This window comes from Arthrobacter sp. NPDC080031 (genome assembly GCF_040702485.1).
In the GTDB taxonomy this organism is placed as follows: Bacteria; Actinomycetota; Actinomycetes; order Actinomycetales; family Micrococcaceae; genus Arthrobacter.
Genome location: NZ_JBFBLA010000022.1, coordinates 1 through 13,175 on the forward strand (window position 1 = coordinate 1; position 13,175 = coordinate 13,175).

General features: G+C 65.4%; 10 protein-coding genes. All 10 read right to left on the reverse strand.

Annotated features, from left to right (window positions below; genetic code table 11):
- Nucleotides 1-157 precede the first annotated feature (157 nt).
- The 10 genes from AB0323_RS17435 to AB0323_RS17480 all read right to left on the reverse strand — a co-directional run bounded on the left by AB0323_RS17435 (nt 158) and on the right by AB0323_RS17480 (nt 13,102).
- Nucleotides 158-703 carry a heme-degrading domain-containing protein gene (locus tag AB0323_RS17435; protein ID WP_366178439.1) on the reverse strand — a complete coding sequence of 182 codons (546 nt, stop codon included), beginning with the start codon at nt 701-703 and terminating at the stop codon, nt 158-160.
- Between the two features lie 63 nt (nt 704-766).
- On the reverse strand, nt 767-1,789 hold the full coding sequence (locus AB0323_RS17440) for a LacI family DNA-binding transcriptional regulator (RefSeq protein WP_366178440.1): 1,023 nt from the start codon (nt 1,787-1,789) through the stop codon (nt 767-769).
- Between the two features lie 82 nt (nt 1,790-1,871).
- Nucleotides 1,872-3,494, reverse strand: a complete 1,623-nt coding sequence (locus AB0323_RS17445) for a GMC family oxidoreductase (RefSeq protein ID WP_366178522.1) — start codon at nt 3,492-3,494, stop codon at nt 1,872-1,874.
- 5 nt (nt 3,495-3,499) lie between these two features.
- Nucleotides 3,500-4,714: a glycoside hydrolase family 88 protein gene (locus AB0323_RS17450; protein ID WP_366178441.1), complete on the reverse strand. Its 1,215-nt coding sequence runs from the start codon at nt 4,712-4,714 to the stop codon at nt 3,500-3,502.
- 24 nt (nt 4,715-4,738) lie between these two features.
- Complete coding sequence (locus tag AB0323_RS17455) at nt 4,739-6,256, reverse strand: aldehyde dehydrogenase family protein (protein WP_366178442.1); 1,518 nt, start codon at nt 6,254-6,256, stop codon at nt 4,739-4,741.
- Nucleotides 6,257-6,302: 46 nt separating this feature from the next.
- On the reverse strand, nt 6,303-7,115 hold the full coding sequence (locus tag AB0323_RS17460) for an enoyl-CoA hydratase/isomerase family protein (RefSeq protein WP_366178443.1): 813 nt from the start codon (nt 7,113-7,115) through the stop codon (nt 6,303-6,305).
- A complete protein-coding gene (locus tag AB0323_RS17465) occupies nt 7,112-9,379 on the reverse strand; it encodes a GMC family oxidoreductase (protein WP_366178444.1) in 2,268 nt (755 codons plus the stop codon). The genes AB0323_RS17460 and AB0323_RS17465 overlap by 4 nt, the downstream gene beginning before the upstream one ends.
- Nucleotides 9,380-9,411: 32 nt before the next feature.
- Entirely contained in the window at nt 9,412-11,046 is a 1,635-nt protein-coding gene (locus tag AB0323_RS17470) for a CoA-transferase (RefSeq protein ID WP_366178445.1), read from the reverse strand.
- Nucleotides 11,047-11,063: 17 nt separating this feature from the next.
- Entirely contained in the window at nt 11,064-12,074 is a 1,011-nt protein-coding gene (locus AB0323_RS17475) for a Gfo/Idh/MocA family oxidoreductase (RefSeq protein ID WP_366178446.1), read from the reverse strand.
- 8 nt (nt 12,075-12,082) lie between these two features.
- The gene (locus tag AB0323_RS17480; RefSeq protein ID WP_366178447.1) at nt 12,083-13,102 is read right to left on the reverse strand and encodes a LacI family DNA-binding transcriptional regulator; all 1,020 of its coding nucleotides are present in this window, start codon (nt 13,100-13,102) and stop codon (nt 12,083-12,085) included.
- Between the last annotated feature and the right edge of the window lie 73 nt (nt 13,103-13,175).

A 13,175-nucleotide genomic window follows, 5' to 3' on the forward strand; every position in this document is an offset into this window, starting at 1 on the left:
CGCCTCCACGGCGCCCCCGAAGCCCTCGCCAACCTCAAAAAGTTCGACTTCCCGCCGTCGCAAACCAGCTTCGACGCCGCCTTCAACCAGGACTAGGAGTTCAGCCCGCAGCTCAGCATGGGAAACGCCAGAGGCTTGCGAATCCGATGGTGCCCTCTCAGTCTGTGCTGCGGTTGCGGAATGTGGTCAGTGCCTCGACGACAAGGTCGTGGTCGGCTTTTTGTGGGAGCCCGGAGACTGTGGCGGTGGCTACGTGGCCGGTGCCTTCGACGAATATCGGGACGGATCCGCCGGCGGAGGCATATCGTTCCTGATCGAACCATCCCTTGTCTTCCAAGGTTCCTCCGCCGAGCCTGCCCTTGAGTGCAACCAGGAGTGATGGTTCGGCGTACCGCTCGGTAGTTCTGCTCTTTCTCTGGACCCAAATCTCGTTGTCCGGCGTCGCTCCGGGGAGGGACGCGTGGAAGAGTACGTGCTCGTTTCGACGGATGTCGATGGCAACGGGGAGGTTCCGCCGTGTAGCGAGGTCCACCAGCAATAGACCCAGGGCCAGGGCGTCGGCCTGGTTGAAGCTCTTCAGGTGTAGGGCGCTGATTTCGTTTTCGAGCCGTTCGATCATGGCCCGAAGCGCCGCTTCGGGCTGTTCGTCACGGGAATCCGGGTCGAATTCCGGCTCGGATGTAAGGGTCGCGTCGTGGATCATGATTGCGTGTTTCCTCTCTATTGGAGTGGCTTGCGTCCTCGCAGCGACGCGGGTCCGGTGTGCCTAGGTACGGGGGCGCCAGGTCGCAGTGGATGACCGGATCCTGAGTTGCGGCTGGATGAGGCTCAATTGGGTCGGGATGTCATCGTTGCCGTCGGCGAGTCGATTCATCAGCATTTCGGTGCCTTTGGTGCCGATCTCTTGCGGGAATCCTGCCACTGACGTCATGGGCGGGACCTGGCTGGCGGCGATGCGTGTATCGTCAAACGATGCCACGGCGATGTCGCGGCCGGGTTCGAGGCCGCGGCGGCGCATTTCGTCGTACACGCCTTGGGCGACGATGTCGTTGTACGCCACCACCGCATCGGGAAGCCTGCCCAGGTCAAAAAGATGCCCGACGGCGGATGCGCCGCCTTCGGGGGTGATGGCGCTTCGGAACTCGTCGACACTCCATAGTTCGCGCCCGGCCTTTTCTAGGGAAACCCGGAGGCCTTCCTCCCTTTCGAGAAGCGATGGTGCCGGACGGCCGCCGAGCAACGCGACGGTTTTGCAGCCCAAGGCGGTGAGGTGGTCTGCCAGCATTCCGGCTCCCTTGACGTTCTCGCTGCCTACGTAGTCGAAACCTGGGAAGCGGCGCGCGAGCAGCACCACCGGCACGTTGGCCGCGTTGACTTGCTTCGCGAGTTTTTCGGGGTCGGTGTCGGGGGCCGGGAGCAGGAGCAGTCCGTCGACCTGGCGCTCGATCATGGATGCGATGATTTCGTGCTGGCGTTCGGCTAGGTCGCGGCTGTACCCAATGAAGATGGTGTAGCCGGCTTCGTGCGTGATCTCGTCGACCGCCATCGCTACTTCGGCGAAGTAGGGGTTGACGATCTCGGTGACCACGAGGCCGATCGTCATGGAACGGCTTTCCCGGAGGTTGGCCGCTTGTCGGTTGTAGACGTATCCGAGTTGGGCCATGGCATCGCGTACTTTGACCGCCGTGCTTTCAGGAATACGGGAGCTGCCCCGGACAACCAGGGACGCGGTTGATTTCGAGACGCCGGCGGCTTTGCTGACTTCTTCGAGGGTGATGCGCGGGGCCATGCCGTATTCCTGCCGGTGGGTCGATAGGCGGGAGCGGTGCTGCCCGCCTATCGACTGTACCAACCCGCGACCTCGGAACAGCTCAGCGACGAGTCGAGCTTTTTCTTTGCTGCCGAACGTGCACGGTTCGCTGTGTGTTCTCGCCTAAGATGCCGGCCGCGACACGGAGGGCGTTGGCGGCGATGGTCAGGGCCGGGTTCAACGCAGCCGAGGACGGGAAGAAGGAGCTGTCGACGATCCAGAGGTTGTCCAGGTCGTGGGTCCGGCAGCCCGGGTTGAGGACGCTGCTGTCCGGGTCATGGCCGGCGACGGCTGTGCCGCATTGGTGGGAGTTGGTCTCGATGCCCATGCGTTGGGTGAAGATCACCGGGTAGCCGGCTTTGCGGACGGCCCTCCTGACACGCCGCACCAATTCTGCATGCGGCTCGAGGTTGTTTGGTACCCACCAGATGTGGATTTTGCCGTTGACGATGCTGACGCCGTTGCTTCGACGGGGCAGGTCTTCGGTGGTGAGGTAGATGTCGATGCTGCGGTCCGAGATCGCCTTCAAGATCGGGGTGGGCGCCCACGCCCGGGCCATCTTGAGCATGCTTGCCCGCAGTTTCCCGAGCATCTGCAGGTTTCCCAGTGGGTACGGGTTGGTGGGGCCGGCTTCGTACCAGTCGTTGAGCCCGAGGGTTTTCTGCCAGCGGGTCCGATTGATTTTGAACGGGTTGATGCCGATGAAGAACGTGCTGTTGTGCACCATGTAGTTCCGTCCGACCAGCCCTGAGGAGTTGGCCAGGCCGTGGGGGTGTTCCTTGGTGGCTGAGCGCAGCAGCAGGGCAGCGGAGTTCACTGCACCGGCGGCGAGGATGAACTTATCGGCTTCGATACGGATGATCCGGTCATCGCACCTCGCCAAAGCGGCGACGATGGTCCGGCCGTCCGGTCCCGGGATGAGGCGGATGACTTCGGTGTCGGTCATCAGCGTGGTGTTGCCGGCCTCGAGTGCGGGGTTGATGGCGATCTTCTCGGCGTCGGACTTCAGTCCCGCTTCATTGGGCGCACCGTCGCTCGTGGCGCACAAAGCCCGCTTCTCCGGGGTGTCGGCGTCGAGCCCGTTGGCCATCCTGAAGGGGTGGAGCCCCTGGCTCCGCAACGATTCCGCCAGGTCCTGGATCGCGGGTTCGTGGTCCAGCGCGGGATATGGGTAGGCCTCGGAGTGCGGGGGCTCAGTGGGGTCCTCGCCGATCTGGCCCCGGACCTGGAAAAGCTTTTCGGCCTGGGTGTAATACGGTTCGAGGTCCGCGTAGCTGAAAGGCCAGGCCGGGGACACCCCCTCTGCATGCTGGGTTTCTTCGAAGTCGCTGGCCCGGAACCTGGGCAGGCAGGCGCCGTAGACCTTCGTGTTGCCTCCTACCCAGTAGTAGACGCCGGGTTTGAAGGATTCGCCGGTGCGGCCGTTGAACCAGGTGTCGGCGTTCTTGTAGCGGCCCTTGAGATAGACCTCGTCCAGGTCGGAGTTTTCCGGTTCGGCCGGCAGGCGGTGGCCGCGTTCGATCAGCAGGACCTTGGCACCGGAGTCCTTCAGGGCGTAGGCCATGGTGCCGCCGCCCATGCCGGATCCGATGATGGCGATGTCGGTACGGACCACCTCGTCCGGGGACGCCGGTTCCAACGGCGTCCCTGGACGAGGTGCCTCGTCGATGGTTTCCCAGGACATCGTGGTCACCGGTTCCCTTGTGCCTCGTGGAACTGCTGGATCTGGTCGACGGTGTCCAGGAACCAGTAGTCGCCCCACATGACGGATTCGTCGACGCCCAGGTCCTTGCCCTCGTGGTAGCTGCCGTGCTTGAGCACGCCTTCCCAGTCCTCCTCCGGGGTGGCCATGAAGTCATCCTCGGTCAACCGGGTGAGGATGTTCACCGCGTAGTCTGCGTAGATCCGGGCCTTGGTGCGGTCCTGCACCAGGCCGGCGAGCTGCCAGAAACCGCCTGCCGCCGCGGCGGCGGCGGAGGTTTCGTAGGGGCGGACGGGGTGGGGTTCTTCCCAATCGTTGGGCGGGACGAGTCGGTCGCCGGTCTTTTCGATGTAGAAGTCGGCGGCGGCGATGGCGGTTTCCAGGAAGCGGCGGTCTCCGGTGAAGCGGTAGACGGTGCCGAAGCCGTAGAGGGCCCACGCCTGACCGCGTGCCCAGGAGCCGTCGTCGGAATAGCCCTGCTGGGTGGTCTGCTTCAGGAAGGCGCCGGTCTCGAGGTCGAACATTCCTTCGTGGGAAGCGGAACCGTCGCCGCGCATGAGGAAGCGGCGGGTGGTGAGGCAGTGGTCAATTGCTTTGCGGGCCATGTCCTGGTCGCCGGTCTGCTGCGCCGCGTAGAGGGCCATGTGGATGTTCATCATGATGTCGATGAACAGGCTGTCCGGCTGCCGGAAGCTGGGCATGTACTTTCCGGCTTCCCGGTAGCGGCTCGCGGTGGTGCGGCCCGCCTCGACCACGACGTCGCGCTTGGCGGTGTCTCCTGTGGCTTCGAACCAGCGACGGTAGGTGGACCAGAAGAGGAAGCCCAGGTCGTGGACCGTGTCGTCGCTCTTCCGGTGCTCGATGAGTTCCGAGTAGTGCTCGGCGGCGGCGCGGAAGCGTAGCTGGTCTGCTTCGTCGGCGCGGCGGGAGAGCATCCAGAGCTGGCCGCCAAGGAAGCCTTCGCACCAGTTGGTCCAGGCTTCACCATCCACGACCCATCTGCCTTCTTCGGTGTAGAGGGGGAAACGGTCCGGGTGAGCGGTGATGAGTCCGGCCAGTTTTGCTGAAGCGGTTTTCCAGGCTTTGGACGCGGCTGTCCCGAACGCGTCGGGAACGTTGTAATCGACGGGGAGCATGAGCGGCAGCATCGCGGGCAGCACTGTGGCGGCCGCGGCGGGGGCGGAAATGGCAGTGGCAGTCATGGTGGTTTCCTTCGGGTGGGCGGTTCAGGGGCGGGGGGCGTCGGGTGCGTCGACCCAGCGGGTTTCGCGGGTGCCGACCTGCAGCTGGATGGTCTTGAGTTCGCTGAATTCGGCCAGCGCCTGGCGGCCGAGTTCGCGCCCGATCCCGCTCTGGCCGTAGCCGCCGAACGGTACTTCGGGGTAGCCGTCCATCCAGCGGTTGACCCAGACGGTGCCGGCCCGCAAGTCGCGGGCGGCCGTGAGGGCCTCGTTGATGTCGTTGCTCCAGATCCCGGCGGACAGCCCGAACGAGGTGGAGTTCGCGATGCTGATCGCCTCCTCGAGAGTGTCGTACGGCAGCACGGAGAGGACGGGCCCGAAGATCTCATCGGTGGCAATGGACATTTGCGCCGTGACGTCCGTGAAGACGGTGGGCTGGTAGAAGCGGCCGTCCAGGCCGGTGTCGAGCCGGCCGCCGCCGGTAAGCAGGTGGGCGCCGGCTTCGCGGCCTTCGGCCACGTAGCGTTCGACGACGGCGAGCTGCGCGTCGTTGACGAGGGAACCCACCAGGGTGTCGGACTTGAGCGGATCGCCGACCCGCATGTGTTGTGCGCGTTCGACGACGGCGGCGGCGAACTCGTCGGCGAGGGAACGGTGCACGATCAGGCGGCTGCCGGAGTTGCAGCACTGTCCCACGTTGAAGTAGCCGCCGAACACGCCAGCGTCCACCGCGGCGGTGAAGTCGGCGTTGGGCGTGATGATCTGCGGGTTCTTGCCGCCGAGCTCGAGTTCGACCTTCTTCAGGTCCCGGCCGGCCGTGGCGGCGATGCTCTTCCCGACACCCGTTGAGCCAGTGAAGCTGACCATGTCGATGCCGGGGTGCTCGGCAATCGCAGAACCCACTACACGGTCGCCGGTGACGATGTTCACGACGCCTGCGGGGAAGCCGGCTTCGCGGATGAGGCGGCCCAGCAGGACGGTGGTGGCGGAGGTGCTTTCGCTCGGCTTGATGACGGCGGTGTTTCCGGCGGCGAGGGCGAACGGGAGCTTCTGGCTGATGATCAACAGCGGGAAGTTCCACGGCGTGATCATGCCAACGACGCCGATCGGTTCGTGGACCACGAGCGCCAGGGTGTCGGGCCCGAGGGCGTTGTGGGCGTCGCCCTGGGTATTGCGGGCCAGGCTGGCGGCGTATTCCCACAACTCTGCGGTGCCGGCGACTTCGTTGCGGGACTGGGTGATCGGCTTGCCGGTTTCGAGGGTTTCGGCCAAGGCCAGCTCTTCGTCATCCCGGCGGACAAGTTCGGCGACTTTCAGCAGCAGTTTGGAGCGCTCGGATCCGCTGGACTTCCGCCAGCCGCCCTCCAGGGCCCTGCGTGCAGCGGCAACGGCACGGTCGACGTCGTCCTTCCCGCCTTGGGGGAAGGATGTCACCTCGATCTCGTGTGCCGGGCTTAGCCGGGTGAAGGTCTCGCCGCTGCGGGCTTGGACGTCTTCGCCGTCGATGATCATCGGCCGGTAGGTGGGCTCGACGTCGTCGAGCGTGTAGTTCCTGGTTTCCATGTCGGGTGTCCTTAGAAAATGTTGTGTGGGTCCGGCTGATGGCGTGTCAGTTGTCGGTGAAGTGCGCGGCGCGCTTTTCCCGGAAGGCTGCAACGCCCTCGGCCAGGTCGTCGGTAGCGGCGGCGAGGCCGCCGGCCAGGGCTTCGAGTACGCGGGACGGAGCACCGTCGGCGGCGGCGTCGATGAGTTGCTTGCCCAGCTGCACGGCCAGAGGGGCACCGGCCAGCAGGTCATCGCTGAGCTTCGAGACGGCCTCTTCAAGCTCCGATTGGGGCGCGACGGCGGTGGCCAGGCCCCAGACTACAGCTTCCTCGCCCGAGAGTTGCCTGCGGCTGAGGACGAGTTCCTTGGCCCGTGCCCGGCCCACGAGTTCCGTGGCGCGTTCAGTGCCGCCCCAACCGGGGACGGTGCCGAGGCCGGTCTCTGGCAGGGCGATACGTGCCTCGGCGGCGATGACGCGGAAGTCGCAGGCCAGGGCTAGCTCCAGCCCACCGCCGAAGGCGAGGCCGTCGACGACTGCGATGCTGGGCTGCCGGAGTCCGGCGAGGGCATCGAAGGCGCGGTGGCCGGTAGCGATCCAGTCCCGCCACATGCCGGCGGCGGAGAGATCGGCGAAGTGGTTGATGTCCGCACCGACGCAGAAGACCTTCGCCCCGCCGGTGCGCACGACGACGAGCCGGGCTGCGGAGGCGGCGACTTCCCGGGTTGCCGCGGCCAGATCTTCCAGCAGCCCCAAGGTGAGGGCGTTGAGTTTCGCCGTACGGTCGATCAGGATCGTGGCGGTGTGCCCGTCGGCGGAGTACTCCACGGTGACCTGTTCGGTCGCTTCCTTGGTGACGGGCGCCGTTTCCGTGCTCATGGCTTTTCCTTTCGCTGGCCGCCGAGCTCGCCGGCCAGGTGTTCTGCTGCACGCATGACGATGGCCCAGATGGTCAGGGTGGGGTTGATGCCCGGGCAGCTGGGGAACGCCGCACCGGAGTACATGTAAAGGTTGGGGGTGTCATGGACCGCAAGGTGCTGGTCGAGGACGGTTGCCTTGGGGTCGTGGCCGAAGCGGGCACCGCCGAGGTCGTGGCTGGATCCGACCCCGGTGAAGTATGGGCCCTGCCACGTCTTGGTGGCACCCATGTCTTTCAACAGCCCGGTGGCACGGTCTGCCATCCAGGAGGCCAGCCGGCGTTCGTTTTCGCGCAGCCTATAGGTCACACGGACCAGCGGCATGCCCAGTCCGGAGGAGTCCCGGTGCCGCGGGTCGATTTCCAGTTTGTGGGACGCATAGGGCAGCGCATCGGGTTGGATGCGGATGACCCCCTGCTGGGACCACAGTTTCAAATGGTCACGGTAGGAGGCACCCCAGCGGCGGACGTCCTCGGGAAGGGTCTCGCGGGCGATCTGCAGGGGCAGGGCCTGCTGTTCGGCGCCGAGTGTGGCACCCCCGATGAAGCCGTGGTCCAGGGACCTGAATTCCGGGGAAAGGTAGTCGTCCAGGACGACACCCTGCGCGGCGGGGCCGGTGTGCCGGTTGAATTCGGTCCCGGGGAAGAGCGCGTCCACGTGGCCGAACATCTTGGTCATGTAGTGCAATCCCAGTTGGCCGGTGTTGTTGCCCAGGCCGTTTTCGTGCCGGGAGTCTGCCGAGAGGTACATCAGGCGCAGGTTCTCGTAGGTGTAGGCAGAGAGGATGACGGCCCGGGCGTGCTGGCGGCGGACCCGGCCGAGCGGATCAACCCACTCGACGCCGCGGGCAGCCCCGGACTCGTCCATGATGATGCGGGTGACCCGGGCGTGGGTGCGCAGTTCGAAGTTGCCCGTGGCGATGGCGGCAGGCACGGGACCCAGCCCCGGGTGCCAACGGTCGCCGCGGAAGGAGCCGAGGCCGTTGTTCCAGGCGCTGTAGCCGGTGGCAGCCCGGCCGCCGTAAGCCTCTGTGGTGAACCCGACGGGGACAGGGTGCGGGTGCAGACCGGCAGCCTTGGTGGTTTCGCTGAACTTGTTGCCCAGGATAAAGGGGCGGGTCGGCGGCAGCGGGAGGGGCTTGCTGCGCTTGACGAACGGGTTGGATTCGTCGCCGGCGATGCCGATCAGGTGTTCGAGCTTCGTGTAGAAGGGCTCCAGGTCTTCGTAGCTGACGGGCCAGTCGGCCAGGGTGCAGTCCTCGGGCAGCGCGTCCGGTCCGTAGAGGCCGTCGTAGTGACTCTTGGGGGCGAATTGCCAGGGGTGGAAGCGGCGCAGCCAGGAACCATAATGTCCTGCAGATCCGCCGACGCCGTTGACCATCCGGCCCAGGGAGAAGGTGGCCTCGCGGCTGTCCTCTTCATCCGTGGTTTCCCGCCAGCGGGGCGTTTCCTGCTGGAACTTGGGGCCCAGGCCGCCGCGTGTGTAGTAAGCGTGCTCCAGCTCGTCGGGGAGGAACTCGTCGAGGGGACGGAACGGGCCGGCCTCGAGGCCCACAACGCTCAGGCCGGACTCCGCGAAGACCTGGGCGCTGAGGCCGCCCATGGCGCCGACGCCGATGAGGAGGACGTCCACTTCCCCGGTCATCTGCGGATTGACGGTATTCTCGTAGCCAAGCTGCTTGAGCCGGTGTCCTTCAGTGTCGCGGGGGATTTCCTGCATCGCGTCCGCGAGGGTTTTGATGACGCCGCCCTTGGTGACGTGCTCCGTGCTGAGGTTTTCCTCGGCGGAGTTTTCCAGCCAGACGCCGGGATGCTTCAGGAATTTCCAGCCGACGCCGTCCTTGTTCCCGCCGTGGGCAGGATCGGCGAAAAGGCCCTCCTGCAGGTGTGCGACGGCCAGGCCGAAGAGATCCTGCTGTTCCTTCGCAGGAAGCTGGTCACTCAATTCGCCCTGTTCGAGCAAGACCAGTACGTCGGTGCGTTCGTCCAGGGTGAGCGCCGCGAAGTTCCGGCCGTGCTTGTCCTCCGCGTAGCGGTCCAAGGCACCGAAGAGCCATTGGTACCGGGGCAAATCCTTCCGTCCGTAGCCTTCAAGGGTCAGGTCGAGGTAGTCGGTGACACCTGCTTCGCGGACGTCGGGGCTGTCGCCGTCGGAGGGGAACATCGTCTCGAACAATGCGTCGGCGAGTTCGGCTTCGTAGGGCGTCAGGATTCGGTGGCTTCTCATGTCAAGGTCCTTTCGGGCGTACCGGCCGTGCGTCAGTGCGCGGCCAGTGAAGGGGTACGCTGTTCGATCCGCTCGTGCAGCGGCAGCGGGGGGAGGCGGAGGCCTACCGGGGCGTCGGCGAAGAGGGCGAGGTCCATGGTCCGCAGTTCGTCCGAGACGATCAGCGGGAACTCGCTGCGGTCCAGGACGTCCTTTTGGAGGTCGACGCCGGGGGCGATTTCCGTGACGACGAGTCCCTCAGTGGTCAGTTCCAGGACCGCGCGTTCGGTGATGTATTTGACCTTCCGGCCGCGGGCCAGGGCCCGGGGTCCCGAGAACGTGACTGCCGAAACGTCGTTGACCAGCTTGGTGAACGGGCCGTCTGCGCGGATGTCCAAGCCGTTCCCGCCGGCCACTATGTCGCGGCGTCCGGCGGTGAAGGCGCCCATGAAGATGATCTCCGGAGCTGAGGAGGTGATGTCGGCGAAGCCGCCCACGCCCGCGGTGACGTGGCGTTTTGTGGGCAGGTGGTGGACGTTGACATTGCCGTGCCGGTCGATCTCCAGGAAGGAGAGCAGGGAACGGTGGAAGCCGCCGCCCTGGAGGAGGGTGAACTGGTCGATGCTGGGCATGATCGCGTCCGGGTTCTGGGCGCATCCGAACGCGAAGTCGAGCAGGGGGATGCCGCCCACGGCGCCTTGTTCGATGACCCAGCTGACTTCCCGTCCTTGTTCTTCTTCGACGAGGACGTGGGGAACCAGTGCCGAGACGCCGAATCCGAGGTTGACGATCTCGCCGGCCTTGAGTTCCTGGGCGGCGCGGCGCGCGGTGATCTTCTCGATGGAGAAGGCGACGTGGGGGAGCGAGCCCAGGGGCCTGCGCAGTTGGCCGGAGATCGCGGGGTCGTTCGCGGTCAGGGTGGTCTGGAGCTGGTCTTCGGCGATCACGATCGCGTCAACGAGGATGCCTGGAACTTTAACATGCTGCGGGTGCAGGCTCCCGGCCTCCGCAAGGCGCTTGACCTGGGCGATGACGACGCCTCCGTTGTTGTGTGCGGCGTAGGCGAGGTCGAGGGCGCCGAGCGGGGATCCTTCGTCCTCGAAGGTCAGGTTGCCGTATTCATCGGCGGTGGTGGCGCGGATGATGGCGACGTTGGGGATGACGGAGGGGAAGAACAGCCATTCCTGACCGGTCAGTGTGGCGGTTTCGACGTGCGCGGCCGGGGTGGTGTTGTTCATGCGGCCACCCTGGAGGCGCGGGTCGATGAAGGTGTCCAGCCCGACCTGGGTGAAGACGCCCGGTTGCTTCGCTGCCGCGGTGCGGTGCATCTGGTAGATGACGCCAGAGGGGAAGTTGTAGGCCTCCACTTCCTCGCGCTCGATCATCTGCCAGATCAGGGGTGGCTCCGCGCTGGAGGGGCCCGAGGGGTAGGACCCGGCAATGACCTTGCGCAGCAGGCCGGGGCGGGCGATGTGGTCGATGCCTTTGACGCCGTACATGTCGCCCGCAGCGATGGGGTGCACGGACGTCAGGTTGACCGGGTGGGACGTTTCCTCGAACCGTTGACCGATCCCGGCCAGGACGCTGTCCGGGCATCCGAGGGCGCTTGAGGAACTGACGGTGATGACGTCGTCGTCGTTGATGAGCTCCGCAGCTTCGCGCGCGGTGAGGATCTGTACCTTCTGCATGGTGTTCTTTCTGGGTGCTAGTTGATGCGGACTGTGTGCCCGGAGTGTGCGGATTCCTGGGCTGCGAGGGCGACTTTGAGGGCCAGCAGCCCGTCCCGGCCGGTCGCGGCCGGGGTGCCGGTTCCCTCGACGGCTGCGGTGAAGGCGCGCAGGCCGATGACATAAAGATCCTCGGAGCAGTCGACGTCGACCCTTTGGACACCGGCCGCGTTGGTGAGTTCTACCTGTCCTTTGGTGTCCTGCGTCATCGCGTCAATGACAAGCAGGGTGCCCTCAGTGCCGTGGACTTCGAGGGAGGTCCCGGCATATCCGACCGTGAATGAATCGTGGGTCTGTGCCAGGACTGCGGGTGCACCGTCCCGCTCGTAGCGGATGACGGTCATGGCGGCGTCTGCCTGGCCCCCGCTGTTCCAGGCGGCTTGCTGGACGGCGACGGCGGTGACTGCCACCGGTGTGCCGAGCAGCGGGTTGAGGACCGAGGCGTCGTGGCAGGTGATGTCCAGGATCACCCCGCTTCCGGGAGTGGTCTTCCCGAGCCGCCAGCCGCGCAGCCGTTCCGGCAGGAGGACCGCGTGGGCCACCTTGGCGGAGAGGACCGTGCCGATGGTTCCGGCCAGCACGAGTTCGCGGACTTTCGCGTGCAGCGGGCTGCCCGGAAGGTGGTGGTTGGCCGCCAGGACCAGGCCCCGCTGCTCTGCAAGGTCCACCATGGCCGTTGCTTCTTCGACCGTCATGGCCAGCGGCTTTTCGCACAGGACGTGCTTGCCGGCCTGAAGGGCCTTGCTGGCCTGATCGAAATGTTTGTCGTTGGCGGAGGAAACGTAGACCGCGTCAATGTCCCAGCCGAGAAGCTCGTCCAGATCAGTGGTGAAGTTGGGCAGCCCGTGGCTGGCCGCGAAGTCCCGCGCCCGGTCCGCTGATCCGCTGTAAACGCCGACGGCGTCGCCTCCGCTCACGCGGATGGCCCCGATCACGCGCGTCGCGGCGATGTCGCTGGCGCCGATAAGGCCCCATTTCAGTGCTGGCATTGGTTCTCCTAGGTTCGAGGTCGCCACTGGGCGGTGGAAGCGCGGATCTTCAGCGCCGGTTCGATGAGGGATCGCTGGGGTTCCAGCGAGCAGTCGCGTATGCGGTTGAGCAGCATCTGCGCTGCTTTGCGGGCGATGAGCTCCGGGTGCGTGGATACGGAGGTCAGCGGTGGCAGCAACAGCTCGGCCATCGCGATGTCGTCGAAGCTCGCCACGCTGACGTCCCGTCCGGGTTCAAGGTTCCGGCGCCGCAGTTCGGCATAAATTCCAAGGGCCACGGCGTCGCTGTAAGCGATGATGCAGTCGGGCCAGCTTCCCCGGTCCAGCACCGATGCAACACCTTCCGCCCCGCCCATGGCAATGTTCGTGGTTGCTGCGGACAAGGAGGGATCGAATGCAACTCCGCCTCCGGCGAATCCTGTTTCCAGGCCCTTGACCCTCTCGGTCCGGGCCGAGGATTGCTCCGGGCCGCCAATCAGCAAGGCCGAGGACACTCCCAGCGACGATAAGTGCCGGGCCAGTTGCTGTCCGGCTGCGATGTTGTCCGGGCCGACATAGTCAAGCTCTTCAGAGAAATACCGGGCAAGCTGCAGGACAGGGACGGAAGAACGGTCGATGATTCCACACATCGGGCCCAATTCCGAGCCAATGGCCGGCAAGAGGAAGATGCCGTCCACCTGTTGTTGGACCATGGTTTCAAGCTGACGATATTGCCGCTCCACATCGTCGCGGCTGTAGCCGACGAGGAGCGTGTAACCGGCTTCGCGGGCGGCCTCCTCGATGGTCATCGTCAACCCCGCGAAATACGGGTTACGGATGTCCGTCACGATCAAACCGAGGGTCATCGATTCGCTGCGGCGCATGTTGGCGGCATGCCGGTTATAGACGTACCCGAGCTCGGCCATGGCAAGCCGAACCCTGTCCGAGGTCGCCTCCGGTATCCGGTCGCTTCCCCGCAGCACCAAGGACGCAGTAGATCGAGATACTCCTGCGACCTTACTGACGTCGGCAAGTGTGACCTTTTTCATCTGCTCTTCCACCTCCTTTCGTGCGCTGTCTAACATTTCTATCACGTTTATTCCCACTTTGGTAGACCGATCT